Source organism: Pseudoalteromonas sp. H103, assembly GCF_001469205.1.
Taxonomy (GTDB): Bacteria; Pseudomonadota; Gammaproteobacteria; order Enterobacterales; family Alteromonadaceae; genus Pseudoalteromonas; species Pseudoalteromonas carrageenovora.
Map to the genome: position 1 here is coordinate 479,341 of NZ_LOFG01000001.1, position 26,915 is coordinate 506,255.

The window sequence follows — 26,915 nt, forward strand, 5'->3', positions numbered from 1 at the left end:
AAACCGCCAAATGGCGGTTTTTTTAGAAGTTAGCGATTAGTGAGTTTTTTCAAACTCATCAACTTCACGCTCTGCTTCTTCTTTAGATTTACCGTACTGCTGCTGGATTTTACCCACTAGCTCTGTACGGCTGCCTTCAATTTTGTCTAAATCGTCGTCAGTAAGATCGCCCCATTTTTGTTGCGCCTTACCTTTAAGTTCGTTCCAATTACCTTTTATACGATCGCTGTTCATAAGTTTCTCCTTACTTAGATTTATTTAACGTTCACTATAAAAGGAGCAAGGCGTGTACCAATAAGTTAAATTTAAATTTTGTATTTATAATCATGGTGTTATGTTTTTATTGAGGCAATAGTAATTAATATAGCGCGCATGTCCTTAAAAAATGTACAGAGCGGTCTGTAATTATTTCTGATTATGATGCCCTTTATAACCACACAGCTTTAGCGGCGCGTTTATTTTTGGTTTTTGTTACAATGCGCACAAAGCAATTTTGGGTAAATAGCAGTGCTGCCGGTTCAAAACATATATCAACAACTTCTAACTACATTACAAAGTAACCCTATAACGTTATTACAAGCACCGCCTGGTGCAGGTAAATCAACATGGTTGCCGCTACAGCTTATGCGCGACGGCCATTTTAAACGTATTGTAATGCTGGAGCCGCGCCGCTTAGCTGCACGTAATATTGCCAATTACCTAGCGCAGTGCCAAAACGAAAATGTGGGGCAAAGTGTTGGCCTTCGTGTACGCGGCGAGAGTAAAGTAAGTAACAATACGCGCCTTGAAATAGTCACCGAAGGCATGCTCACACGCATGCTGCAAAACGACCCCGAATTAAGCGATATAGATTTACTGATATTTGATGAATTCCATGAGCGCTCAATTGCAGCCGATACTTCACTTGCCTTTGCTTTAGAGACCCAAAGTGCGCTGCGCGACGATTTAACCATACTACTTATGTCGGCCACCCTTGATACCGAGCGCTATACGCAGTTTTTTGATTGCCCGGTTATACAATCAAGCGGGCGTAGTTACCCCATAGACGAAGTATATATACCCATAAAAGATGAGACCCGCTGGTTAGATGCTATTCCCTCTTTAATAAAACAAGCACTAAACGAGCAAAGCGGTAGTGCGTTGGTGTTTTTGCCTGGGCAATTTGAAATAGTACGCGTACAACAGGCCCTTAATGATTTGCCAAGTAACTGCTTAGTTGCCACGTTATTTGGCGAGCAAGATAAAGCTAATCAGCAAGCGGCGATTGCCCCTGCCCCTAAAGGTATGCGCAAAATAGTGCTTACCACCAATGTAGCCGAAACCAGTTTAACCATTGAAGGGATACGTATTGTTATTGATAGCGGTAAACGCCGCGCCGCAACGTTTAACTTAAAAACAGGTGTAACGGAGCTTACAACACAAAGTATATCGCGCTCCTCTGCCGTGCAGCGTGCAGGGCGTGCAGGGCGAATAGAGCCAGGTGTGGTGTACAGGCTTGGTTCAAAGCAAACCTTTGAGCGACGCAATAGCCACGATAGCCCCGAAATACTCACATCAGACATAAGCCAACTTATGCTTGAAGCAAAACAGTGGGGCGCAAATATTAGCGAACTCACCTTGCTTGATACGCCAACAGCGCAGCAATGCACACAAGCAATGAGCTTACTAACTATGCTTGAAGCTATCGACGGCAAAGGCAAGCTAACCAAGTTGGGCAGCAACATGCTGGGTTCTGGGGCGGATATTCGCTTAGCGCATATGCTTTTAAAAGCGCAGGCGCTTGAGACAGAACTCCCTGGTATTTATCGTTTAGCACTTTATTTAGTGGCGCTGCTTGAGAGCAGAATAAACAGCGCCAACGAGCTAAGCTTAGCGCTACATAGCCAGCAGCAAAGGCCACACCCAGTATTTAAACAGCAGTTAAAATACTGGCAAAGCCGCTTAAAAGTAACCGACAGTAACAGTGAGCTAAACACTGAGTATTTAGGTTTGCTAGTGGCATTAGCTTACCCCGACCGCATTGCAAAAAAACGCGGCAATGGCTACTTACTTGCCAATGGTGCGGGCGCTGATTTAAACACCGATTACTGGCATAACGATGACTACCTTGCTATTGCTACCATGGGCGGCCACAAAGGCGCACGTATATTTGCAGCCACGGCGCTTAGCCCATTTGAGCTACAAGATTACTTACCGCATTTATTTACTTCGCTCACCCGCTGTGAATTTGATGAAAAAACCGCGCGCTTTATTCATCAAGACGAAGTAAAGCTCGGCGCTATTACGCTTACAAGCCAACCGAGTAAGCAAAAGCTTGATAAAGCCGAGCGTGCCAAAGCGTGGCTTAATTTATTTACCAAGCATGGTTTTGCATTATTTAATGAACAACCCGATGCACAGCAGTTATTAATACGCATGAGTTTAGCAAGTCAGTTTATGCCTGATAAATTCCCAACTATTAGCGAGCGGCAACTTATAGAAACAGCTGATGATTGGTTAGGCGTGTACTTACAAGATATAAAAACGCTGGAGCAGCTTAAAAAGTTTAACTACTTTGAAGCACTGCAAAATTGTTTTGACTGGCCACAGCAAACAGCGTTAAAAGCGCTATTACCACTTAGATTAACGGTACCTAGTGGCTCAAATATAAAAATTAATTACCAGCTAGATGGCCCCGCAAAGTTAAGCGTGCGCATGCAAGAAGTGTATGGTTTAACAAGTACGCCAATGCTTGCAAATGGCAACCTACCACTGCTTATGGAATTACTATCGCCAGGTAAGCGCTCATTACAACTTACGCAAGATCTAGCGCACTTTTGGGCTAGTAGTTATCGCGATGTACAAAAAGAGATGAAGGGGCGTTACCCTAAACATTTTTGGCCAGATGACCCAGCCAACAGCGTGGCAACCAATAGAGTCAAAAGCAAAATGTAGGTGTCAGTTATGTAACGTTATTTGTTTGATTATTGAACTTTCTAAGGTAATGTACCTATAAAACACTTTTAGCTACAGGGAATAGTCAATGAGGTTAGTTTTAACATTAGGTTTGGTATTGGTTGCTACCTTTTCAGCCCGAGCCGAAGAGCCATTTGATTTAAAAGCATTTGCACAGCATTACTACAACACAATGGTTGCAACACAGGCACCCAACGCAGGCACTAAAGAGCTTGAAGCTTACCTTGCATTGTTAACTGATGATATTGGTAATCAGCACATACCGTATCAGCTTGATGACTCTCGCACTGCCGATGGGAAAGAATTAATGCGCAAAGGCATGAGCTTTTACTTAGGCGCGCATACCCTGTATGAAAGTGAGCTACTCAATACTTTTATATTTAACGATAGCGGTTTTGCGATTCGTTATAAAAACCACGCTAAAGGCATTCACCCACAAAGTAAGCAGCCAATTGAGTATACCTCAGTAATGATGGAGGTGATCGAAATTGAAAACGCTAAAGTGGCGATGATCCGCAAGTATCACGAATAATAAATAAGGATATATATGAAACATTTACTTATCGCATTATCAATATTAATGCTTAGTGCATGCGTTAGCACAAAAAATGACTTTAGATTTGATGGCTCCACACCTGAGTCTACCCAAGCGGGGGTTACTAAAGTATTAAAAAAACTGAAACCTAAAGATTCTATGATTTTTATTGGGTCAATAATTGCTATTCAGTTTTCTGATGTGCAAAGCGCAGAAGATGTTGTTGGCGACCCAACAATGACTAATGAAATAAACTATTTTATTATCGGTAAAAAAATTGATGGCCTAAATTATTACGAAGTACTTGATTTAGCTAAGCGGTCACAAAATACATTTACTATTGTAGAAGCTCAGTAGGCTTAAAATGTGCGCCGATATTGTGATCTCATTGGCGCTATATAGACAATACTTATTAACTCACTTTATTAGTTAAACCTCTTTACCATCGTGTTGCTCGGCTAAATCATCAAGCTCAGCAGAGGTATAATCAAACCCACTCTCATCATACTCATAAGTTACTTTTACACTGTCGCCGCCGTTAAATAGGCGTGTTTTAACATCGCTTATGGGCCAGTCTTTTAGTACATGCACGAATCTGTTAGCAACTTGTGAAGATTCAAAACGGTAGCGAATTTCTGTTTTCATAAATAATAAGGCTCTGGCTATAAACCCCACTAAAACTGCATTGTTAATGGGGCGTTCATGATTCGGTTACAAAAAATAAAGAGTCAAATTGTAAATTTTGTGTTTCAATAATTGCATTAAACTCGGTACAGCTTAACGTACTATAATTAACAAATAACGACGACTTTACATGCATTATAAAATTTCTTTAATCGCAAGCTCAATATTTATACTTAGTGCTTGTGGTGGTTCAGGCTCAGATGATACGCCAACCATTAACGGAAATAAAATCCCAATTTTATCAGTTGCTGATATACCTAACGAAATAGCCAAAGGCCAAACCATTGAACTAAGTGCAACTGCCAGCGATAAAGATGGCACTATTAGCAGTGTTGTGTGGCAGCAAACCTCGGGTACTGTATTACTTAACGAACCCATAGAGGCTACAAGCGCAACAATTACTATTGAACCTGCACTTAGTTATAAGCCAATTAATTATTCATTTAGTGTTACTGCAACCGATAACGAGGGGGCAACCAACACACAAGTAGTCTCTTTTACAGCGCGTAACAGTATGAGTGATTACAGTGCAGCAAGGTTGCTGCACCAAGGAAGCATGGGGCCAACACTTGCTGAAATACAAAGTGCAAAAGGTTTAAGTGAACAGCAATGGCTTGATAAGCAAATTGCATTACCAGTTAATTACCATCGCGATTATTTAGTTAAGTTAGATGGCGAAGACGGCTTTAGATACATAAACCGTATTGATGCATGGTGGAAAGGCGTTATGCAAAGCGACGATCAGCTACGTCAACGTGTTGCCTTTGCACTAAGCGAAATATTAGTTGTTTCGGATGAAAATAGTGGTTTGTCCGCTCAGCCTGAGGGGATGATCACCTACTACGATTTATTACTAAAGCATGCCTTTGGTAATTACCGTGACTTACTTGAAGATGTAACGCTTTCACCTATTATGGGCACTTACCTTAGTCATTTAGGTAACGAAAAAGCCGACGAAGCACTTAATATTCGCCCTGATGAAAACTACGCACGCGAAGTAATGCAACTATTTACGATTGGGCTTGAAGAGTTAAACCTAGATGGCAGCGCTAAGCTTGATGCCCAAGGCAATACCATAGCAACGTATGGGCAAACACAAATAGAAGGTTTTGCACGTGTATTTACAGGTTGGACATTTGCAGGAAGCGAAACCTTTAAACGTAAAAGCCGCGATTATATTAATCCTATGCAGGCATTTAGCGAATATCACTCTAGTGAACAAAAAAACCTTTTAAATGATGAAATTATCCCACAAGGCTATGGTCCTGAGGAATCGCTAAAAATAGCGCTCGATAATTTGTTTAATCACGATAATGTTGCACCATTTATTTCTAAGCAGCTAATTCAGCGGCTAATTACCTCTAACCCAACGCCACAGTATGTGGAGCGTGTGGCTAGTGTGTTTAACGATAACGGTGCAGGTGTGCGCGGCGACTTAAGTGCAGTTATAAAAGCAATATACTTAGATGATGAAGCTCGCCATTTTGGCTCAGTGTTAAGTTACCAAGGTAAAATTAAAGAGCCAATATTAAAAACCGTTCAATTTTGGCGAAATCTCGATGCTAAATCGTTAGAGGGGTATTATAAAACATGGAACTTAGTAGATAGCTATGGGCAAGGGCCATTGCAGTCTGCGTCGGTATTTAACTTTTTTAGACCTGATTACCAAACAGCTACTTTAAGAAGTGAAAGTTTAGTGGCGCCCGAGTTACAAATAGCAAATGATGCCACGCTTATTGGTACTATGAATGCTATTTTTTCAACCTTAGTGTGGAGCACTGCAGAGGCGCACAGCGATTTAAATTCAAGCCGAATTTATGTGTATATTCAAAACGATATGAATTACTTGCAACAGCAAGGAATAAGTGAATTGTTAGCCCAGTACAACACCTTATATTTTGCAGGTTCTATGAGCGATAACACTCGCCAAGCTTTACTTGACCTAGACGCTTATTTTAATGAAGAGCAATACCGAGAGCGGGTATCGTATTTGTTATACATGATTGCTATTTCACCTGAATTTAACGTGCAGTATTAGGAGCGCATAATGAGCATTAATAGAAGAGATTTTTTGTCGTTATGTTTAAAAGGCAGTGTGTCGGCGGCTGCTTTAACGAGCCTACAATTACAAGCATTAACAGGTGCTACTAATGCTATTGAGTTAGGTGATTACAAAGCGCTCGTGTGTGTGTATTTATATGGTGGGAATGACTCATTAAATATGCTGGTACCGCTTGAGGGAGAGCAACGTAATCTGTACGAGCAAAGTAGACAAAACCTAGCAGTAGCGAGCCCAATTGAGCTGAGTATTAAAAACCAATTTGCAGGTGGAGTAGGTATTCACCCATCGCTGGCGCCTATACAAAGTGTGTTTGAATCGCAAAATTTAGCCTTTGTAGGTGGCGTAGGTACTTTATTAACTCCAACGTCGCTAGATGATTATAAAAACAAAGCAGTGCCACTTCCTCAGCATTTATTTTCGCACAATGACCAACAAGCATCGTGGATGTATGGACGTGAAAGAGAGTCGCTAAACACAGGCTGGGGCGCACGACTTTTAGAGCGCTTAGCTGTTCATGATGAATTTGCTGCTAATATTTCACTTGATGGCACAAATTTATGGCAAACAGGCACGAGTACTAATGCGTTTGCACTTAACAAAAGTGGTATTAGTACTATTAATGCCTTTGGTGGATACCAGCCTCGTACTGAACATGTAACGAGTATAATGAACCGTATATTAGGTAATACTAACCATGTGCTAGGCACTGCCTACGCAAATGGTTTAAATAGTGCCATTAACAATACGCAAAGTATGAATAATGCATTAGAAGATGCACCAGAGTTTATTACTTCATTTAGCGAAACCAGCTTTAGTGAGCAACTTGCAGCAGTGGCTAAAACAATCAGTGTTCAAGCTAAATTAAGCACACAACGCCAAGTGTTTTTTGTGTCTATGGGCGGGTTTGATACGCATGATGATCAGTTAACAACACACCCAGCATTATTAAATACACTGGCTAGTGGCTTAAATGAATTTAATAGCGCAATGAATGAGCTTGGTATGAGCGATAAGGTAACCACATTTACTATGTCCGATTTTGGTCGTACGCTTACTTCTAACGGAGATGGTACAGACCACGGCTGGGCTGGGAATCAAATAGTGATGGGCGGGGCTGTAAAAGGACAAAATATTTACGGCGAGTTACTCACTCAACAACTTGATGGCCCACAAGATACGGGGGGCGGGCGTTTAATACCACAAGTAGCAAACGAGCAATACTTTGCAACGTTAGCGCAGTGGTTTGGCGTTCCTAGTTCTGAGCTTGTTGATATATTTCCTAATTTAAGTAACTTTAATAACACAACGTTGGACTTTTTTGTGTAATTGGTCGCTAATAGTAATCTAAACGCAGTGCTTGGCGGTATAGTGTACTCGTTAGATTATTTAAAATAAAAATTACACACAGTAAAGGAATCTTAAAATGAAAGTTTTAGTGAGTTTAGTAAGCTTAATTGCGTTTTTGTTAGTTATATTGCCAGGGCCTTTATATAAGTTTGGACTTGTTGAGCTTGGCACTGCCTTTACCGGTTTTAGGTTTGGTGTGTACGCGGGTGGTGCCGCATTAGTGCTGCTAATATTACAAGCTATATTTATGCGTAAAACGTTAACGCTAAGCAGTGGTTTAATTGCTTTTGTATTTTCTGCAGTCGCCATTGCAATGCCGCTTAATATGATGAATAAAGCTAAAAGCGTACCTGCGATTCATGATATTTCGACAGACCTAGTTAATCCACCAAAGTTTGTAGCGGTTGCTCCACTTAGAGCCGATGCGCCTAACCCTATAGCTTATGCTGGCGAAGAAACGGCTGCGCAACAGCGTAAAGCGTACCCTGAGCTTAAAACACTGAACTTTGCACAATCAAAAGCTGATTTGCTAGCGGCAAGTGAGCAAGCAGTTAAAAATTTAGGTTTTGCTTTGGTTAATACAAACTCGGCAACGGGTATTGTAGAAGCTACCGATACAACTACTTGGTTTGGGTTTAAAGATGATGTGGTTATTCGTATTACAGATGATGCCGATCAGCGTTTTGTAGATATTCGCAGTAAATCGCGTGTTGGACGTAGTGATTTAGGTAAAAATGCACAGCGTATTCATGCAATCATTGACGAAATAAATACCTTACTCGAAAAGTAAAATAGTAGAGCGTATATAAATTAAAGCCCAACATTGTTGGGCTTTTTTTTGGTCAGTTTAAATTCACGGCTTGTACGTTAATGTGAACTTGACTTAAATTTTTACAAACTATGGAGTTATTATGAAAACAGTAGGATATGCAGCAAAAAGCCAAGGTTCTGAACTGACAGAGTTTGCGTTTGAGCGCCGCGATTTACGCAATAACGATGTAGAAATTGAAATTTTATACTGTGGTGTGTGCCATTCAGATTTACACGCCGTACGAAATGATTGGGGCGGTAGTCGTTACCCACTTGTACCCGGACACGAAATTGTAGGTAAGGTTAAGTCGGTTGGAAGCGACGTTAAAAAATATAAGCAAGGCGACACCGTTGCGGTAGGGTGTATGGTTGACTCATGCCAAAGTTGCGATCAGTGCGATAATAATGAAGAGCAATTTTGCCGAGAGGGCATGGTTGGCACCTACGCAGGTAAAGATAGAGAAACCGGCGATATGACCCAAGGCGGCTACTCAAAACATGTGGTTGTACGAGAAGAATTTGTGCTGTCTGTACCAAAAAGCTTAGAGCTTTCGCGCGTCGCACCTCTATTATGTGCAGGTATTACTACGTATTCTCCTTTGCATAAGTGGGGCGTTAAAAAAGGCAGCCGTGTTGCTGTTATAGGTCTTGGTGGTTTAGGGCATATGGCAGTTAAAAATGCAGTAGCTATGGGCGCTACAGTAACGGTAATAGGCCGCAGTGAATCTAAAAAAGAAGATGCGGTAGAGCTAGGTGCACAACATTATTTAGTTTCAACAAACGATGATGAAATGAAAAAGTCGCAGTCTGCATTTGATGTAATTATAGATACAGTGCCAGTTAAGCACGATCTCTCTATTTACACTGTGCTACTTGATATAGATGGTGCTCTAATTATTGTTGGTCAAATTGGCCCGGTTGAAGAATTAAATACCGTACCATTATTAATGGGGCGTCGCCAAGTTGCTGGGTCGCTCATTGGTGGCATAGCAGAAACGCAGCAAATGCTTGATTTTTGTGGCGAGAATAACGTGCTACCAGAGTGCGAAATGATCAACATAGACGAAATTAATACAGCCTACGAACGTATGGAAAAATCAGATGTACGTTATCGGTTTGTCATTGATATGGAATCACTCAGTGCATAATGTGTAACTGAAAAAGAGCCGCTACTTAGCGGCTCTTTTTATGTTTGAGAGTGTCTTATTTTGAAATGTGTTTAGCACGTTTGTGCTACTTGCTGCTTTTTATTTAATTGTATGTAGCTTAATAGCCACATAAAAAACCCACCTATAAACAAAATAGCCGCTACATAACCTGTTTCGTTAGGCGCTGCACCTTGAGCAATAGCCATACCACCAACCCAAGGGCCAATCGCATTGGCAACATTAAATGCACATTGCACTAGCGCACCAATCATAGCGTGGCCATCAGGTGATACATCCATTAATAATGATTGAATTAATGTGGCTAAACCTACACTACAGCCAATAAAAAATATTACGGCATAAAGCATCCATATATTATGGCTTGCACTAACGTAGGCAAAAGCAAAAACAATAGTGCATATAAGGGCAAAGCCCGTGGTTTTAATTGCTGATTTATCGGCGGCCTTACCTAATATGTAATTACCTAATGTACAGCCAATACCAAACATTACCATCGCGATAGATATAGTGTAAGGCGCTGTTTTAGTTACATCTAAGATAGTGTCGGCAATGTAAGTATATATGCAAAAAACACCGCCAAAACCAATAATAACAATACCTAAAATTGACCAAACAAGTTTGTTTTTTAGCACGCCAAATTCGTTTAATAAGTTAGAAGGCTTAGCGTTATCAATATTAGGCACCACTTTATAAACAAAAATAAAGGCGATAAATGCTAAAACAGCAGCACCCGCTAAACAATAGCGCCAGCTAAGGTTTTGCCCAACTAAAGTAACAATAGGCACACCGACTATTGTAGCGATAGTTAACCCCATAAATACCTTAGACATAAAGCTGGCACGTTTGCCTTGCGGTGCAATATCAGACGCTAGCAATATTGCAGCACCAAAGTAAGCTCCATGAGGTAAGCCACTTAAAAATCTAAAAATAACTAATTGTTCTAAAGAGGTCGCAAGGGCGCTTAAACCGTTAGATATGCACATTAAGCTTAAAAATATTAGCAGTGCTTTTCGTTTACGCATATTAGCTGTAGTAAGCATTAAAATTGGAGCACCGATAACAACACCAATAGCGTAGGCACTAATAGCATAACCAGTTTGCGAAGGTGTAGAGCCAAACGTTTCGCTAATTAATGGCAGCATCGGCATCATTGAAAATTCTGATAAGCCTAAAATAAATGTGCCTAATGCTAATACCACTAAAATAGCAGTTCGGTTTAATTGGCTAGGTGGCGACGTGACATCTGCGCTCATGAATGATCCCTTAGGTATAATTTTAAAATAGAACAGCACAGCAAACTTCGAATAGGGGAGTGCCGTGTATAAACTTAAATTTTGGTGTGAGAGTAGATGTTCAGTGAGGTGGGTATTTTAATTTAAAAAGAGTATTGAGTCATGCATAAAGTTAATGGTTTTACAGGGTTTTTTAAATGTTAATTAGAATAAATAACTGCCAATAATCTTAAAAGTAAAAAAACTATTTATAAAGCATGAAGCTATAAGAACTTTAAATATTAGGTTATCATCTATTTTAAGCCTATATTTACAATGTAGTTACATTTGCATGTCACTTTATTACTTTTAATTTATTTCTTAAGGTTTTTACATGTTTGGTATTTCTCAAAAGAATACAAAAATTGAAGAGCTGGAGCTTCAATTAATTCAAAAGCAATCGATCTTGTCAGCAATTAACAAGCACGTTGCATATATTGAATTTTCACCTGAAGGAATAATTTTAGACGCTAATAAACTATTTTTAGAGACTATTGGTTATAGTAAAGAGCAGATTGTAGGTGAGCATCATAGAATGTTTTGTGAACCTGAATATGCAAACTCAAATGCATACAGTCAATTTTGGCAGAACCTACAACAAGGTAAATCGACTTCCGGTTCTTTTTTACGTTTTAAAGCCAACGGCGATAAGCTTTGGTTAGAAGCCACATATTTTCCTGTAGAAGAAAATGGTGTTGTCACAAAGGTTATAAAAATAGCTTCAGATATTACTGCAAACTATATACAAAGGCAGGCGCAAGAAGCGATAGCAAAGGCACTTGATAAAGCTTTAGCAACCATAGAATTTACGCCCGAAGGAAATATTATAACCGCCAATCAAAACTTTTTATCAACAATTGGCTACAGCTTAAAGGATATTGTAGGGCAGCATCATAAGATGTTTTGTACCTCATTATTTTATGAGAAAAACCCACGGTTTTGGAACGAGCTAGCACAAGGTCAGTTTAAGTCTGGAAAATTTAAACGCATTACCTCTGATGGTTCAGAAATTTGGCTAGAAGCAACCTATAACCCCATATTAGATAGCAAAGGTAATGTTGTTAAAATTATTAAGTTTGCGTCTGATATAACGGCCCGTATAAACGACAACACTGCAGTAAGTGATGCAGCAGCAATTGCACATGAGTCTGCAGTGGCAACGGTAGAAACGGCTAAGCAAGGCTCTGAAATACTACAAAGTGCCATTACTAACTCAGATGCAATTGTAAGCCAAGTGCTTAAGTCGGTAGATTTAATTAAAAACCTAAATGAGCAATCAGCGGTTATTGGCTCGATTGTATCGACCATTAGCAGTATTGCCGATCAAACCAATTTATTAGCACTTAATGCCGCCATTGAAGCGGCTCGCGCAGGTGAGTATGGTAGGGGCTTTGCTGTGGTTGCAGACGAAGTAAGGCAGCTTGCAGCAAGTACAAGTAAATCAACTAACGAAATTGCGACTGTGGTTAAAAACAATCAAGAGCTAACAAACGATATTTCTAAGCAGATTACCTCAGTGTCAGACTCGTCTGAACAAGGTAGAGAGTTAATTTCTAATGTTTCTGAGGTGATTAAAGAAATTGAGCGCGGTGCAGAAGTTGTTTCGCAAACCGTAGCACAGCTTAATAGTTAGTTACATCTGGTTACTTAACAAAGTGCGACATTATGTCGCGCTTTAATAGCGCTTTCGCATTATATAATTTATGCCATACATAACAGTGGCATAAATTATAAATGAATCACAAAAAAAACATTCAATCTACTTATTTACTCTCTCCTTTAGCGCTACTAATTAGCGGCTTTTTATCGCCTACGGTGCTCGCTGATGATAACGACTTAGAAGTTATTGAAGTGCACGGGCATGCGCAAAATAAACATTTATCACTTGGCTCTTCAGAGTCATTACTTAGTAATTTAGGTGTTGATTTTTCTGCTGCGGGCGGGGTCTCTAACTTGCCTATTTTAAATGGTTTAATGGGCGATAGGGTAAAAGTACTTGTTGATGGCGCAGATGTAACAGCAGCGTGCGCTAATCATATGAACTCGCCTCTTTCTTACATATCTGCAAATCAAATAACGTCTTACAAGGTTGTTGCTGGAGTTTCACCAATAAGCGCAGGTGGCGATAACATTGCTGGTGTAATAAGCGTTAATTCTATTTCACCACAGTACGGCGAAAGTAGCGATTTAGCGTGGCACTCAGGTTATGTATCGGCAAAATACAGTAGTATTGATAATGGCCGAAAGCTAGGCGTGGGAGCACGTTTAGCAAGTGATACGTTTAGTTTTAACTACCAAGGCTCTTTTAGCGATGCAGATAGTTATAAAAATGGTAACGGCGATGTAGTGCTTGACACATTGTACCGTGCTCAAAACCACAGTTTAACCGCAGCTATGCGCGATGATAAACAGCAATTAGTTATAAAGCTTACACATCAAAAAATTCCGTACCAAGGGTTTGCAAATCAGTATATGGATATGACTGATAACACCAGTTACGGCGCTATTGCCCAATATAAGCACAGTTTTGAAAATAGCGAGTTTGAAGGGCAGGTTAACTGGCACAGCGTTAAACACGAAATGGGCTTTTTTAGTAAAGAAAAAACCGGCATGATGCCCATGGAAACAGACTCGCAAGATATAAGCACGCAGCTTAAATGGCGCATTAATCTAGATAAAAATAGCACATTACTGCTTGGTCAAGAATACTATAACTACCGCATTGATGATTGGTGGCCGGCTATTGAAGGCTCAACCATGATGGGGCCAAATGACTATGTAAACATCAATAATGGTAAGCGTGAGCGCATTGCTCTATTTGCAGAATATGAAAGCCAAATTAATAAAAAACTGTGGCTAAATACTGGAGTTAGGGTTGAGCGTGTCAATACGCAAGTTGATGAAGTACAGGCCTATAACGATGGCATGAGTATGATGGATATGGGCAATATGAGCTCAATGAGCACTGCTAATAATGCGATGGCGGCAAATGACTTTAATAATGCCGATAGAAATAAAACGGACACCATTATTGATGTTAATTTATTAGCTAATTACCAAATTACACTATATGACGAGCTGCAATTAGGCCTTGCTCGCAAAAACCGTGCACCCAATTTATATGAGCGCTACAGCTGGGGTGTAAGTAATATGGCCACCACTATGATTGGCTGGTACGGCGATGCAAATGGCTATATTGGTAACCCAGAGCTTGATGTAGAAACCGCAAATACCATTAGTGCAACGTATTCAAAAACAGCTAAAGATGATGCTTGGCGTGTAAGTGCTAATGTGTGGTACACCGATGTAAACGACTACATTGACGCAAATATTGTACGTAGTTTTAATAGTTATGGGTTAGCAAACACATCACGTAACATTTTGCAGTTTAGTAATGTTGACGCCACATTATATGGTGCCAAAATCGATGTAAGTAAGTCGCTTTATCAATCTAAACCGTTTGGCGAATGGGTATTAACAGCAAACGTTACAAGTACCCGTGGTAAGCGCGACGATACTAACCAGCCGCTATATCAAATTAAGCCATTGCATACAAAGCTAACATTAAGCCAGCAAATAGGATTATTTGAAAATGCGCTGTCGTGGGAGTGGGTAGATACAAAATCACGTGTTGACTTTAACCGCCTTGAAAACCAAACGCACAGCTATAATTTAGTGAATTTAAGCTCTAAAGCCACCTTTAATGCACTAACGCTTAGTGCTGAAGTAACTAACTTATTTGATGAGTTTTACGAGTTGCCATTAGGAGGAGTAAGTATTGCTGCACTAAAACAAGACAGTAGCACGGGGTTTACTCAATTAGCTGGGCAGGGGCGCTCATTTAATATCAGTGCAAGTTATGCTTTTTAGGCACATATAATAATTATTGAACAGTTAAGCCATCACTGTGTTGTGGCTTAACGCTAAATATTAATCAGTAGTCGTGCTTTGCTCATCGGCACAAGGAGATTGCTCGGCTTCTAAAGCTAACTTTTCGCGCTGTGCTTTAGATACATAAGCAGGTTTGCCGCTTTTATGTAATTTGGCATTAGCGCGTTTATCTTTCTTTTGAAATTTAGTGACGATTTTTTTACGACGGTTCACAGCTAAAACCTTTAAGCTAAATAAATTTAAGTCGCGCATTATACTGCTATCTACACTAAACCCGCTATATAAATATTTTACGCTTATAAGTTGTGAGTCCATCGCAAAGCACTGTTTGAAATGCTGTGTGGGCGCTATAATTAAAGCTCTTAGTTATTAATTAAATGGAATAAGTTTTGAAAAAGTTAGCTTTAGCCAGTGCTCTTTTATTTGCGTTTAGCGCGCATGCACAGTTACATAAAAATATTGATAGTGTTGCTGATTACGCTGTAAACACCTACCAAAATGCTCAAGTACATACGCTAACTAACTTAGTGGCTTTTCCTACAGTAAATAAAGACTCAATACCCGCACCACAAAACCCAGACTTTATTAACTTTAAATCTGTATTAAAAATGAAAGCCGCAGAGCTTGGGTTTGATTACCAAGACCTAGGTTATACCGTGCTTATTGGTATGGGTAAACAAGCAGACAAAGTAACAGTAGTAACACACGGTGATGTTCAGCCAGCTAATGCGAGTAAGTGGAAGCAAAGCCCATTTATTATTGATACCTCAGAGCCTGGCAAATTAGTAGGGCGCGGTACCGAAGACGACAAAGGTGCCATAGTCACTGCGCTTTACGCCATGAAAGCAATTAAAGATAAAGGCATAGAGCTTGATAACCGCATAGAGCTGATGATTTACCTTGCCGAGGAGTCTGACTGGGGCCCACTTACTGAATTTATGAAAACCTATGAGCAACCAAAGTATGCAGTAACCATTGATGCATCATACCCCGTGGTTGTTGCTGAAAAAGGCTGGAGCTTAATTGCACCAACCTTTAACGCTACTTCAAAACAAACAGGCGTCTATGTAAGTGATGTTGCTGGTGGGGCGTTTAAAAGCCAAATACCAGAAGATGCAAGCTTAGTACTTCACAATGCAAGCGCTGCTGTAATTGATTCATTAAAAGCGAAAGCTAAAACGCTTAGTGACGTTGAGTTTAATTTTGAAGAGCAAGGTGAAGGCTTAATAATAAGTGTAAAAGGCATGTCTGCGCATTCATCAGAGCCAGAGTCGGGCGTTAATGCTATTACACACTTGAGTGAGTTATTTAAAGACATCGCACTTGAAAATAATAGCGATGGCCAGCTTATAAAATTTGTAAACCAGTTAATTGGCTTAGATATTCATGGTAAGCAATTTGGTGATATTGCCTACGAGCACGAATTTATGGGCCCAATGAGCGTAGCTCCTACTGTAATTGAACGCGATGGTAATGCACTAACATTAGCCATTAACGCCCGCCGCCCAGTTGGTAAAGATGAAAGCGTACTTAAACAACAAATAAATAGCGCTATCAATGAATGGGAAACTGCAAATAACGTAACGCTTACTAAAGTTGAAACCATTATTGGTACACCTATGCTGTTAGATAACGCACCGCACGCACAAAAGCTGCTCGATATTTTTAAACATTTTACAGGTGACGAACAAGCTGACTTTGTATCAATTGGCGGAGGCACTAACGCAAAATTATTTGATAATGCCGTATCGTTTGGCCCTTCAATGCCGGGTAAACGTTATACAGGCCACTCAGAGCATGAATTTATTACACTTGAGCAATTGGAGCTTAATTTACGCATGTATACCGCGATGATGATTGAGCTAGGCAATATGTAAGCTAAAGATTTTTTAATATAAAAGCCGCCTTGTTTAACTGAAGTGACTTCAGCAAGGCAGCTTTTTTGTGTTTATTAAAACTGGGCTACAAAACTAAGGTTGTATATGTCATAGCTATTTTTATCAGTGTAATTAGCGCTAAAATAGTAGCTATCGTTAATAAAGTATTTACCCTCAACAACTAAATCTGAGTCGCTTAAGCCAATACCCACAGCTACATGTTTATTAAAGTAATAATTTGCCAGCACATTAAAGAAAGGGTCATCGCCAGCATCTAGGTAGTCAATATTTATAGTAAAGTAGCTATCATCGTAAAGGTGAGCAAAGTAACGTGATGATAAGTCCCATGATTCTATTTCATCATCAGTTTCAACCGTAAAGCCAATGTAATCGGTGTCATTAATTTGATGATTATATTGCGCTTTAAATAGATAAACCGTATCACCATATTCATAATCTACCATGCGTGCAGATACCTTTAACGAATCAGCAAATAAGTAACCTAAACCAAGTGAGTAGGTATCAGTATCGCCAATATTAGGCAGCTCTATGGTTGCAAAAGCATTACCGTAAAAGCCTTCTCCAAATATTCCTTTTTGGCTATAACCATCTGAATTAAAGTAATTTAAGCCTATGTTACTATCTGTATCTAGGTAGCCATAATCATCCCACACTCCCGAGCTTTGTTGCTCTTCAAAATAATAATGCGTAGATAATCCGTACACATTATCGCTGTAATAGCGTGAATCAATTTTTGCGTAGTTAATTGTATTAAACCATTGCTTTGACGCTGATTGTTCAGCGTTTACTGATGCTGCACAGCTAAGTGCAAGCAAAGAGAGTGGCATTAAGTAGCGCATAAGTATCCTTTCTTATAAAGTTAAATAGTTGTATCCAGAAAAGGTATTATAGTGAGGGGACTTTGCATGGCAATTAAACGATTGTAAGAAAGTGTTGATGCTTAATCACTCAATACAAGTAGTAAAGTGGGAGATGGTTTGTTTACAATTGTTTATAAAAACAGGGGGTAATTGTTATAAAAAACTTAACAAACCCTCTTCAAAGTGGTAAAAATCTTATTGTATATATATGTATTAATACAAATGGATAGCTGTAATATGGAATTTTTAAATTTAGCGTTTACGTTCCCTACCATTATATTCACGGCCTTGCTTTTAGTTGTTGTCTTGTTTTGGGCGATCACCTTACTGGGTTTTGCTGATATCGACATGTTTGAGTCTGATTTAGATGTAGAAGCTAATTCATCAAACACAAACAGCACTGGGCTATTATCGAGTTTTGGCTTTGGCAGTATCCCTATCACAGTATCAATTAGCTTAGTAGTTATGCTGAGCTGGTTAATTAATATTTATGCACACAAGTTTTTTGCTTACCTACTTGGCGATGGCATTTTATTTTATATTTTTGGCTTAGTGATGTTAGTAGTAAGCGTAATTATAGCTTTACCTATCGCCATTATTATTTCAAAGCCATTACAAGGCTTTTTTTCAAGTGTAGAAACCTCCCGAAGTAGCGACTTATTGGGTCTTGAATGCACGGTTGTTACTGGCAAAGTGACACCTACATTTGGGCAAGGAAGAATTAATTTTCAAGGTACTGAGCAATTAATTCAAATAAGATCACACGACGAACACCCCTATAGCACAGGCGATACGGTTGTATTACTTGAGCATATAAAAGAGCAGCATTGTTATATTGTTACTGCTAAACCTTGGTAACACAACGCCGTTTTTTGCTGTAAATAACACATAATAAATCGATAATTACGTTAGGACATAACATGGAATTTTTAGATAACTTACTACCTATATTAACGTTTGTAGGTATAGCGATAGCGGTCATTTTTGCTATTTTGTTAATGATTGGCAAGTTCTATCGCAAAGTTGAACAGGGCCAAGCACTCATTATTAATAAAATGAAAAATGAGCCTGATGTAACCACAACAGGCGGCATTGTTTACCCTGTTATCCATAAAATGGAAGTAATGGATATCTCGACTAAACGCATGGTACTTGAGCGTAAAGATAAGGGCGGCTTGATTTGTAAAGACAATATACGCGCCGATATTGCAATCACTTTTTACATTCGTGTTAACGAAAATAAAGACGATATTTTGCGTGTAGCTAAACATGTGGGTTGTGCACGTGCTTCAGAGCATGAAACGCTGCAAGAATTATTTGAAGCTAAGTTTTCAGAAGCACTTAAAACGGTTGGTAAGCGAATGGATTTTGTTGAGTTATTTACTCACCGAAACGAATTTAGAGACAACATTAAAGAAGTGATAGGGCAAGACTTATCTGGCTACACGCTTGAAGATGTTGCCATTGATTACCTAGAGCAAACGTCAATTGAAAAGCTTGATTCACAAAATATTCTTGATGCCGAGGGGATCCGTCGTATTACCGAAATGACGGCAGCGCAAAATGTATTAACCAATCAATTAAAATGTGATGAGCGCGCAAAAGTAGAAATTCAAAACCAAGAAGCCACTGAGAAATCACTTGAAATAGAACGCCAAAAACAAGATGCGATGTCGCGTCAAGTTCGTGAAATTGAAACCGTTAAAGCGCGTGAACACGCAGAAGCTGAAAAAGTACGCCACGAAGAGCGTTTAAAATCAGAACAGGCTCGAATTCAATCTGAAGAATCAATTGGAATTAGCGAGCAAAACAAGCAACGTGAGCTTGATATTGCAGAGCAAAACCGACTGCGAGTACTGGGTATTGAAGAAGAAAAAGTTTTACGCTCTCGTGAAATAGAAGTTATTGAACGAGAAAGAGAAACTGAAATTTTACGTATTAATAAAGAAAAAGCACTTGAAATAGAACGTAAAGAAATTGCTGATGTAGTGCGCGATCGCGTAATAGTAGAAAAGTCGGTAGCTGAAGAGCAAGAACGTATTAAAGATGTGCAGGTTTTAGCGGGTGCAGAACGTGAAAAAGACGCCATTATTATTCGTGCAAAAGCGGAAGCAGAAGAAGCATTAGTTAAAGATATTGAAGCCGCTAAAGCGCAAGATCAAGCCGCTGAATTTAAAGCTCGTGAACTTGAAACAATGGCTAATGCAGAGCTGCGCATTGCTAATCAGCAAGCTGAGTCTAAAAAGATACTTGCCCAGGCACACCAAGTAGAAACCGCTGCACAGGGCTTAGCTGAAGCTGATGTTATCACTGCTAAAGCACAAGCAAACGCAATGCAAGGTGAAGTGGATGCTAAAGTGTTGCGTCAAAAATTAGAAGCAGAAGCGCAAGGTAACCGTGAAATAGGGCTATCTCAAGCACAAGTACAAACAGCCATGGCTGATGCGAATGAGAAACAAGGTGAAGCTGAAGCAATTAACCTTGAGCGCAAAATGCTTGCCGAGGCCAAAGGTCTTGAAGAAAAACTCCAAGCACTTAATGCGATGGATCAAGATGCGCGTGACTATGAGAGCTTTACACTGCAATTAAATCAACAAAAAGAACTAGTAATGGCCAAAATTGCAGCAAGTAAAGATATTGCCGAGCATCAAGCTCAAGTGATGAGTAAAGCACTAGGCGATGCCGATATTAATATTATGGGTGGCGATGGTCAGTTCTTTAACCAGTTTATGAGTGCTATTAGCTTAGGCAAATCAATAGATGGTTTGGTGGATGAAAGTAAAACGGTACAAACTGTATTTAAAGATCACTTAAATGGGGATCGTAATTTAATTGAGGATTTAAAAGGGGTATTGGCAGGTGCTAACGGCTCAGCTGAAACCATGAAAAACCTTAATATGAGTAAATTACTAAAGCAATTGAGTAACACCACAGCTGCAGAAAAAAGCCAGTTACTAAGTATGCTAGGGGGCAATATGGGCAGCGCGCTTGACGAAAAAATTAAACTCAACCCGCAAGACTAACTCCCTCTCAATCTATAGCCGTAATAGTTAACTTTACGGCTTTTTTGATCACACATACAAAAAGTAAAACTGCAGGAAAGGTTTAATGACGGACTCAACACAACATGCTTTAGAGCAGGGATCGTACGATTTAATTAAGCGTCGCTTAAATAACTTTGGCGCAACACTCAAAACACAAACAGATAACGTTAATACGCAGCGTATTAGCGAGTTTGGTAGTACCGAGCTTCAGGTTAAAGGGCGCGTGCGTGCGCGAACTGAGCAAAACTGTACGCCACGCGATATTGTTATTGTGGGCGACAAAGTTATTTTTGCTTACAACGTGTTTTTGGGTCTGAAAAAAGAAACCTCAATTGATGATGTATTTAGTGTGCACAAATTGGTTCAGCAAGAGGATCACTTTGAAATTGAGCCATACCCAGAAAAAACCTTATTTTTAACCGATACCCGTTTTATTAGAGATTTTGAAGAGCTTTATACTTACTACAAGCAAACCAAGCTACAGCACCTATATCAGCAAAGCGGTAAGTTATTTGCGCTGTTTCAGATTGGTGAAAAGCTCTCTGATGTGCGAGTGTTTAGGTGGGAAATACACCCAGATAATACCATTAATTATATAGATAACCGTGGTGAGCGTGATATTAAGCACGCACACGATTATGATTTTGAATGGCAACAAACAGACCGCAGTGATCATGTTGAAGGGCGTCACGGTCATATAAATATTGCTGATACCGTATTTGTTGAAACTATTGGTGGCACGCTCACCATAAAAATAGAAAACAGCACCGAAACCGGCGAAGGCATTCATCAAGAACCCGTTGAAGATAAAAACCAATCGCTTGCTGATAGCGAGGTTGAATACGCGCAAGTGGGTGACTTGATTTTACTTAAAGTTTTGCCATACCGTGAAAAACAGTGGCGCTATTTTATTTTTAACAGCCGCACTGTGCAGGTTACGCGTCAAGATGCCATTGGTAGCGCTTGTGTTACCTTACCCGAAGACCACGGTATTATTTTCCCCGGTGGTTACTATTTGCAGTCGGGACAGGCTCGCTCATTTGAAGAGCAAATTGATGATTTAGAATTTCATCGGCAAGTTAAATCGCCTAATGGCGAAGATGTATTGTATGTATTTTATGAGCCAAGCGAAGGACGCTATGCTTTATTTGCCTACAACATTATTGATAAAAACTTACAAAACCCAATTTACTGTCACGGTTATGGTATTTACAACGATGGTATAGCGTTAACCTTCAAAGCCGATAACGAACAAGCTGAGCGCGTACACCCAATTCAAATATGGCAAAGCCCATTTGTATCTGCTGAGTTTGCCGCCAATGTACCTGCTTTAACGAGTTTTTTTGGAAAAATTGGTAACCCCGATTTAGTACGCGGTATTTCAGATTTATATAGCGTATGCAAAGCTATTAACGAACAAAGCCCAAGTTTGTTTCACTACGAAGATATGATTTCGCTGAGCCGAAATATATTTGATCGCTACCATTGGCTCAACGAAAGTGAGTTTGCTGACATAGCGCAAAGCTTGCACAGTATTTACGAAACGGCAGAACAAGTACTTGATGAATTTGAAAAAGTAACTGAAATACAGAACAAAGCTAAGCAAGCACTTGCAGATATAACTAAACAGTACACAGAAGTAACACGAGAGGTTCGCCCCGATAGCTTTAAAGCAGTGTCTGAATTTGTTACGGCAATAGACGCGTTAAAAGTACTAAAAGGGCAAATAATCAGCCTTGAAGATATTAAGTACATAGACACAGATGCGCTCAACCAGTTACAAGCTGATGTAGATGAGCATTTGAGCGGTGTAAGCCAAGCTACTGCTGCTTTTTTACAGCAATCAACAGCACTTGAGCCGTATCATAAAAAATTAAAAGAACTCGAAGAGCTAAGCGCTAAGAGTGAAAGCGTAACCGAACTTAAAACCTATATTGCCGAGCTTGATAAACAAAGTGTGGAACTTGATTTACTTAACCACACTATGCTTGATTTAGACATAGACGATAGCCGTATTCGCACCCAAATTTTAGAAGATATTAGCGGTGTGTATGCGTTAGTTAATAGGGCAAAAGCAGGCATAGAAATACGTCAAAAAAGCTTAGGCAGCGTTGAGGCTAAAGCTGAGTTTGCCGCTCGTTTTAAACTATTTTCACAAAGTATTACTAACGCATTAAATAATGCAAAAACCCCAGAAGCGTGTGACGATCAATTATCGCGTTTGCTAATACAGCTAGAAGAGCTCGAGTCGCAATTTAGCGATTTTGATGAATACCTCAGCGAAATAATAGCCAAGCGCGATGACGTCTACGAAAGCTTTGAAGCACATAAGCAAAGCTTAATTGATGCGCGTCAGCGACGTGCGCTTAATTTAGCAAATGCCGCAGAGCGTATTTTACAAGGCGTTAATCGACGTTCGCAAAGCTTCACTGAGTTAGATGCGTTAAACACCTACTTTGCAGCTGATCCGATGATCAGTAAGTTACGTGCACTTACGCAAGAGTTAAAAGATATTGGCGACGAAATACGTGCCGATGATATTCAGTCAAAACTAAAAGCAAGCAAAGATCAGGGCATTCGCTCATTACGTGATAAACAAGATATATTTACCGATGGCGGTAATACGGTAAGTATAGGTAAACACGCATTTAGTGTTAATAAGCAATTACTTGATTTAACCCTACTGCCTCGCGATGAGCAGCTAATGCTGCATTTAACGGGTACCGATTATTTTGAGCCAATTACCGATGCAAAAAGTGTTGAAACATTAGCGCAAAGCCGTCACTTATGGCAGCAAGCGCTTGTGTCTGAAAACAGCACTATTTATCGTGGTGAATATTTAGCTGCGCAAATTTTATTAGCCTGCGAAAATAGTGAGCATGCACTTACATTTATACAATTACAGCAAGCTAAAGACAACGGTACGCTTTTAAATGTAGTGCAAAAATTTGCAGAGCCCCGTTACCAAGAAGGTTACGAAAAGGGCATTCACGATCATGACGCTAGTGCAATAATAGAGTCTTTACTTAATCAAAAAAGCACCCTCGATTTACTCATTTACCCAGTGAGTTGTAGGGTAGTTGCGCAGCTTTACAGCGCGCAATTGTCAGCAGAGCAGTTAGCTACTTTTTATCACCAAGCAAAAAATGCATTGTTGATGGAAACGCACTTTGGCGCAATTAACTTTATTAGCGCTTTAACATCTCAACTGAGTGAATATATCAGCGAGTTTTTAAATACGATACCTCGTATGCTTGTGCACTTTAGTGATTTATCAAGTGAGCTCAGCGCAGCATATTTAATTAAGCAATTGGCGCAGCAAAAAAGTGCAGATGAACCTCTGTTTATAGTATCTCAGCAAGCTAAAAACCTCGCCGAGCAGTTTAATAGTGATGCAAATAGTAAGGGGTTTAGCAAAGAGCTGACCCAAGCTAATACCACTCTAAACAGCACAGATGAGCGCGGTCTACTTTATTTAAGTTGGCTAAATGCCTATTGTTTACAACACAGTAATATTAGCGCTGAAGTTCAAGCTGAAGCTGCGAATTACCTTCATTTAACAGCCTCTACTTCTTTCAAATACAGCGTTTTAGATGTAAATACCGATAACACTGTTAGTGGATTAATGGGGCAGCATAAGCAAATAAGTGAGCAAACACTTCAAGTTGATTATGCGTCGTTTTATGCACGCACGCGAGAGTATATTACTGAACAAGTCCCCGCCTTTGAGCAATACCATTCTCTACGTAGTGAAATTTTAGCTGAGCAAAAAGAGCGCTTACAATTAGATGAATTTAAAGCGCGGCCTTTGAGCTCATTTGTACGAAACCAGCTTATTAACAAAGTGTATTTTCCAATTATTGGCGATAACTTAGCAAAACAAATTGGCTCAGCGGGTAAAAATAAACGTACCGATTTAATGGGTATGCTATTGCTTATATCACCGCCAGGGTATGGTAAAACAACACTTGTAGAATATGTAGCTAACCGCCTAGGATTAACATTTGTAAAAGTAAATTGCCCATCAATAGGGCACGACCAAGTATCGCTAGACCCATCTCAAGCCATTAACGCAACTGCCGAAAAAGAGATTGCTAAAATCAATCAAAGCTTTGAAATGGGCAATAACGTAATGCTTTATTTAGATGATATTCAGCATACTAACCCTGAGTTTTTACAAAAGTTTATTTCGCTATGTGATGGCTCGCGCCGAATTGATGGTGTGTGGAATGGCAAAAGTAAAACGTATGATTTACGCGGTAAAAAGTTTGCTGTGGTTATGGCGGGTAACCCCTATACCGAATCGGGTGAGAGCTTTAAAATACCAGATATGCTTGCTAACAGGGCCGATATTTATAACTTAGGTGATACGTTGGCAGGGTGCGAGCAAGAGTTTGCAATGAGCTTTATAGAAAACGCCCTTACGTCTAACTCCGTGCTTGCACCGCTGGCAAACAGAAATATGGACGACTTATACAAATTTGTGCGTATTTGCCAAGGTGAAGATATACCGTTAAACGGGCTTGAATATGGCTACTCACAGGCTGAGGCCAACGAAATTAAAGCAGTAATTAATAAACTGATTACTATTAGAGACACCGTATTAAAAGTAAATGCGCAATATATTGCTTCAGCTGCTCAAGATAACAACTACCGTACAGAGCCGCCGTTCAAGCTGCAAGGTAGTTACCGTAATATGAATAAAATGGCTGAAAAAGTCGTTGCGGCTATGAATGACGAAGAACTCGAAAACTTAATTTGTGATCATTACCGAGGTGAGGCTCAAACACTCAGTAAAGGTTCTGAAGAGAACCTACTTAAATTAGCTCAACTGCGAGGCACTTCTACAGAGCATGAGCAAGCGCGGTATGAGCAAATTAAAGGTGACTTTGTTAGATTAAATAAGCTTGATGGTGCCGGTAGCCCGGTAATGATGGCTGTTGAGCAAATGGGGTATTTGCATGAGGCTTTAGAGGGTATTGCAAATAAACTTAGTAAAAGTAATTTAAGTTATGACTACAATGCATCAATTGGCACGGTTGGCGAAAACTTGGCCAATTTAGATAACCGTCAGAGCTTTAATGTACTTAATGAAACACTTCAAAGTTTATTACACCAAGCGCCAGATAAGAGCAGTGTTGCAGAGCTAATTAGTGTAATTGAAAAAAGTAGCGCACATTCTCAGTTAAGCGAACTTAATAAAACACTTAGCGCTAATAATGTTAATCAAACAATTACCATCCTTGGGCAGCAGTTAGGTGAGGTTATTGCACAAAATAGTAATCAGGATGAAATTAAAGTTTTATCTGAAACCTTAAATCAGGCTATCACTAGTAATGATGTAAAGCAGCAATTAACTCAATTAGTGCAGGCATGGTCAGGTAAGCAATAGGTTAGAGTTAATGGTTAATGTCGCTTTACAATAAGCGACATTAATCATGCTTAGTATAAATTTAAGATGTGCGATTATTCTCTACCTTAAAAATCAAGATTCACATTAGGTAAGCACTCAAAGCCAGGCTTTGCAAATAAATAGCCTTGCATCAGCTCAACCCCCGCGTGTTTAAGCCACACGTATTCTTCTACTGTTTCTATACCTTCAGCTAGGGCTGTAATATTTAAATCACGAAACATGTTTAAGCAATGAGTTACTATTAATTGGCGTTTTGTATCGCGGTTAATATCGCGTATTAGCGCCATATCTAGCTTAATAATATCTGTTTGAAAGTCGGCAAGTAAGTTTAAGCCAGAGTAACCCGCACCAAAGTCATCAGTTGCGGTTTTAAACCCAAGAGACTGATAGTAATCAACCACACGTTTAATATGCGCGGTATCGTCTATCTTTTCTACCTCAGTGAATTCAAACATGATGTTTTGTATGGGAAAGTTATATTTTTTAGCCGCTTCTAAAGTGGTACGTATACATCGCTCTGGCTTATAAATAGCATTGGGTAAAAAGTTAATACTAAGCATTGAATTTATGCCTAGTTCTGAAGCAAGTTTTATGGCTTTAATACGACAAAGTTGATCGAATGCATATCTATTTTCTTCGTTCACCTTTGAGATAATAGAATAAGCAGACTCACCATTTAAACCTCTAACCAGTGCCTCATAGCCATAAACTAGGCTAGTATTACAATTTATAATAGGTTGAAAAGCCATTGAAAAATCAAATTCTAGGTTGTTTGCTTCAGCACAGTTGCTACATGTGATTTTTTCGCAATCATTTGATTTTTCATTCATTTAGCACATCCTCTTATATTAATTTCTTTAAGGTTAGTTGAGATAGGATCCTAACACAAACCTATTAAAGTATTGGTTTTTATATTTATGTACGTAATAAATGATTGCAAATTTACGTGTAAATTGATGACTAATGTCATATTAAC

The 26,915-nt window shown here is 39.5% G+C and carries 19 protein-coding genes; 13 read left to right on the forward strand and 6 right to left on the reverse strand.

Annotated features, from left to right (window positions below; genetic code table 11):
- Window positions 1–36: 36 nt before the first annotated feature.
- Window positions 37–234, reverse strand: coding sequence for a CsbD family protein (locus ATS74_RS02190; protein ID WP_058547294.1), 198 nt, complete (start codon window positions 232–234; stop codon window positions 37–39).
- A 273-nt stretch (window positions 235–507) separates the two neighbouring features.
- On the opposite strand from ATS74_RS02190, the gene hrpB reads away from it, so the two are divergent.
- From hrpB to ATS74_RS02205, 3 genes are all read left to right on the forward strand, one after another.
- On the forward strand, window positions 508–2,934 hold the full coding sequence (gene hrpB / locus ATS74_RS02195; protein ID WP_058547295.1) for an ATP-dependent helicase HrpB: 2,427 nt from the start codon (window positions 508–510) through the stop codon (window positions 2,932–2,934).
- 88 nt (window positions 2,935–3,022) lie between these two features.
- The gene (locus ATS74_RS02200; protein WP_058547296.1) at window positions 3,023–3,487 is read left to right on the forward strand and encodes a hypothetical protein; all 465 of its coding nucleotides are present in this window, start codon (window positions 3,023–3,025) and stop codon (window positions 3,485–3,487) included.
- 15 nt (window positions 3,488–3,502) lie between these two features.
- Complete coding sequence (locus ATS74_RS02205; RefSeq protein ID WP_058547297.1) at window positions 3,503–3,847, forward strand: hypothetical protein; 345 nt, start codon at window positions 3,503–3,505, stop codon at window positions 3,845–3,847.
- Window positions 3,848–3,919: 72 nt separating this feature from the next.
- Here ATS74_RS02205 and ATS74_RS02210 read toward each other — a convergent pair whose 3' ends face one another.
- Window positions 3,920–4,135 carry a hypothetical protein gene (locus tag ATS74_RS02210; RefSeq protein ID WP_058547298.1) on the reverse strand — a complete coding sequence of 72 codons (216 nt, stop codon included), beginning with the start codon at window positions 4,133–4,135 and terminating at the stop codon, window positions 3,920–3,922.
- A gap of 169 nt (window positions 4,136–4,304) precedes the next feature.
- Between ATS74_RS02210 and ATS74_RS02215 the strand changes: the two genes are divergently transcribed.
- The 4 genes from ATS74_RS02215 to ATS74_RS02230 all read left to right on the forward strand — a co-directional run bounded on the left by ATS74_RS02215 (window position 4,305) and on the right by ATS74_RS02230 (window position 9,541).
- Window positions 4,305–6,212, forward strand: coding sequence for a DUF1800 domain-containing protein (locus ATS74_RS02215; protein ID WP_058547299.1), 1,908 nt, complete (start codon window positions 4,305–4,307; stop codon window positions 6,210–6,212).
- A 9-nt stretch (window positions 6,213–6,221) separates the two neighbouring features.
- Window positions 6,222–7,562 (forward strand): DUF1501 domain-containing protein, encoded by a 1,341-nt coding sequence (locus ATS74_RS02220; RefSeq protein ID WP_058547300.1) that lies wholly within the window; start codon window positions 6,222–6,224, stop codon window positions 7,560–7,562.
- Between the two features lie 97 nt (window positions 7,563–7,659).
- Entirely contained in the window at window positions 7,660–8,373 is a 714-nt protein-coding gene (locus tag ATS74_RS02225; RefSeq protein WP_058547301.1) for a DUF1499 domain-containing protein, read from the forward strand.
- A gap of 121 nt (window positions 8,374–8,494) precedes the next feature.
- Window positions 8,495–9,541: an NAD(P)-dependent alcohol dehydrogenase gene (locus ATS74_RS02230; protein ID WP_058547302.1), complete on the forward strand. Its 1,047-nt coding sequence runs from the start codon at window positions 8,495–8,497 to the stop codon at window positions 9,539–9,541.
- Between the two features lie 71 nt (window positions 9,542–9,612).
- On the opposite strand, the gene ATS74_RS02235 is transcribed toward ATS74_RS02230, so the two are convergent.
- On the reverse strand, window positions 9,613–10,815 hold the full coding sequence (locus ATS74_RS02235; protein WP_058547303.1) for an MFS transporter: 1,203 nt from the start codon (window positions 10,813–10,815) through the stop codon (window positions 9,613–9,615).
- A gap of 352 nt (window positions 10,816–11,167) precedes the next feature.
- Here ATS74_RS02235 and ATS74_RS20195 point away from each other — a divergent pair, with 352 nt between their 5' ends.
- Together ATS74_RS20195 and ATS74_RS02245 are read left to right on the forward strand one after the other, a co-directional pair.
- Window positions 11,168–12,466 carry a methyl-accepting chemotaxis protein gene (locus ATS74_RS20195; RefSeq protein ID WP_058547304.1) on the forward strand — a complete coding sequence of 433 codons (1,299 nt, stop codon included), beginning with the start codon at window positions 11,168–11,170 and terminating at the stop codon, window positions 12,464–12,466.
- 101 nt (window positions 12,467–12,567) lie between these two features.
- Window positions 12,568–14,703, forward strand: coding sequence for a TonB-dependent receptor (locus ATS74_RS02245; protein WP_058547305.1), 2,136 nt, complete (start codon window positions 12,568–12,570; stop codon window positions 14,701–14,703).
- 60 nt (window positions 14,704–14,763) lie between these two features.
- Here ATS74_RS02245 and ATS74_RS19610 read toward each other — a convergent pair whose 3' ends face one another.
- Window positions 14,764–14,937: a DUF2986 domain-containing protein gene (locus ATS74_RS19610; protein ID WP_082660550.1), complete on the reverse strand. Its 174-nt coding sequence runs from the start codon at window positions 14,935–14,937 to the stop codon at window positions 14,764–14,766.
- Between the two features lie 176 nt (window positions 14,938–15,113).
- Between ATS74_RS19610 and ATS74_RS02255 the strand changes: the two genes are divergently transcribed.
- Complete coding sequence (locus ATS74_RS02255) at window positions 15,114–16,601, forward strand: dipeptidase (RefSeq protein WP_058547307.1); 1,488 nt, start codon at window positions 15,114–15,116, stop codon at window positions 16,599–16,601.
- A 74-nt stretch (window positions 16,602–16,675) separates the two neighbouring features.
- Here ATS74_RS02255 and ATS74_RS02260 read toward each other — a convergent pair whose 3' ends face one another.
- The gene (locus tag ATS74_RS02260; protein ID WP_058547308.1) at window positions 16,676–17,461 is read right to left on the reverse strand and encodes a putative porin; all 786 of its coding nucleotides are present in this window, start codon (window positions 17,459–17,461) and stop codon (window positions 16,676–16,678) included.
- A 258-nt stretch (window positions 17,462–17,719) separates the two neighbouring features.
- Between ATS74_RS02260 and ATS74_RS02265 the strand changes: the two genes are divergently transcribed.
- The 3 genes from ATS74_RS02265 to ATS74_RS02275 all read left to right on the forward strand — a co-directional run bounded on the left by ATS74_RS02265 (window position 17,720) and on the right by ATS74_RS02275 (window position 25,918).
- A complete protein-coding gene (locus ATS74_RS02265; RefSeq protein ID WP_058547309.1) occupies window positions 17,720–18,340 on the forward strand; it encodes an OB-fold-containig protein in 621 nt (206 codons plus the stop codon).
- Window positions 18,341–18,402: 62 nt separating this feature from the next.
- Complete coding sequence (locus tag ATS74_RS02270; RefSeq protein WP_058547310.1) at window positions 18,403–20,505, forward strand: flotillin family protein; 2,103 nt, start codon at window positions 18,403–18,405, stop codon at window positions 20,503–20,505.
- 85 nt (window positions 20,506–20,590) lie between these two features.
- Window positions 20,591–25,918 (forward strand): DNA repair ATPase, encoded by a 5,328-nt coding sequence (locus ATS74_RS02275; protein WP_058547311.1) that lies wholly within the window; start codon window positions 20,591–20,593, stop codon window positions 25,916–25,918.
- Window positions 25,919–26,004: 86 nt separating this feature from the next.
- Here the strand turns inward: ATS74_RS02275 and ATS74_RS02280 are convergent, their stop codons facing one another.
- Window positions 26,005–26,769 carry an EAL domain-containing protein gene (locus ATS74_RS02280; RefSeq protein ID WP_058547312.1) on the reverse strand — a complete coding sequence of 255 codons (765 nt, stop codon included), beginning with the start codon at window positions 26,767–26,769 and terminating at the stop codon, window positions 26,005–26,007.
- Window positions 26,770–26,915 lie beyond the last annotated feature (146 nt).

Bases quoted from the DNA above. Each gene is read 5' to 3' on its own strand.
- ATS74_RS02275 (WP_058547311.1), top strand. From the start codon at position 20,591: ATGACGGACTCAACACAACATGCTTTAGAGCAGGGATCGTACGATTTA.
- ATS74_RS02245 (WP_058547305.1), top strand. From the start codon at position 12,568: ATGAATCACAAAAAAAACATTCAATCTACTTATTTACTCTCTCCTTTA.
- ATS74_RS02210 (WP_058547298.1), bottom strand. From the start codon at position 4,135: ATGAAAACAGAAATTCGCTACCGTTTTGAATCTTCACAAGTTGCTAAC.
- ATS74_RS20195 (WP_058547304.1), top strand. From the start codon at position 11,168: ATGTTTGGTATTTCTCAAAAGAATACAAAAATTGAAGAGCTGGAGCTT.
- ATS74_RS02225 (WP_058547301.1), top strand. From the start codon at position 7,660: ATGAAAGTTTTAGTGAGTTTAGTAAGCTTAATTGCGTTTTTGTTAGTT.
- ATS74_RS02200 (WP_058547296.1), top strand. From the start codon at position 3,023: ATGAGGTTAGTTTTAACATTAGGTTTGGTATTGGTTGCTACCTTTTCA.
- ATS74_RS02260 (WP_058547308.1), bottom strand. From the start codon at position 17,461: ATGCGCTACTTAATGCCACTCTCTTTGCTTGCACTTAGCTGTGCAGCA.
- ATS74_RS02215 (WP_058547299.1), top strand. From the start codon at position 4,305: ATGCATTATAAAATTTCTTTAATCGCAAGCTCAATATTTATACTTAGT.
- ATS74_RS02265 (WP_058547309.1), top strand. From the start codon at position 17,720: ATGGAATTTTTAAATTTAGCGTTTACGTTCCCTACCATTATATTCACG.
- ATS74_RS02280 (WP_058547312.1), bottom strand. From the start codon at position 26,769: ATGAATGAAAAATCAAATGATTGCGAAAAAATCACATGTAGCAACTGT.
- ATS74_RS02220 (WP_058547300.1), top strand. From the start codon at position 6,222: ATGAGCATTAATAGAAGAGATTTTTTGTCGTTATGTTTAAAAGGCAGT.
- ATS74_RS02235 (WP_058547303.1), bottom strand. From the start codon at position 10,815: ATGAGCGCAGATGTCACGTCGCCACCTAGCCAATTAAACCGAACTGCT.
- ATS74_RS02190 (WP_058547294.1), bottom strand. From the start codon at position 234: ATGAACAGCGATCGTATAAAAGGTAATTGGAACGAACTTAAAGGTAAG.
- ATS74_RS02270 (WP_058547310.1), top strand. From the start codon at position 18,403: ATGGAATTTTTAGATAACTTACTACCTATATTAACGTTTGTAGGTATA.
- ATS74_RS02205 (WP_058547297.1), top strand. From the start codon at position 3,503: ATGAAACATTTACTTATCGCATTATCAATATTAATGCTTAGTGCATGC.
- ATS74_RS02230 (WP_058547302.1), top strand. From the start codon at position 8,495: ATGAAAACAGTAGGATATGCAGCAAAAAGCCAAGGTTCTGAACTGACA.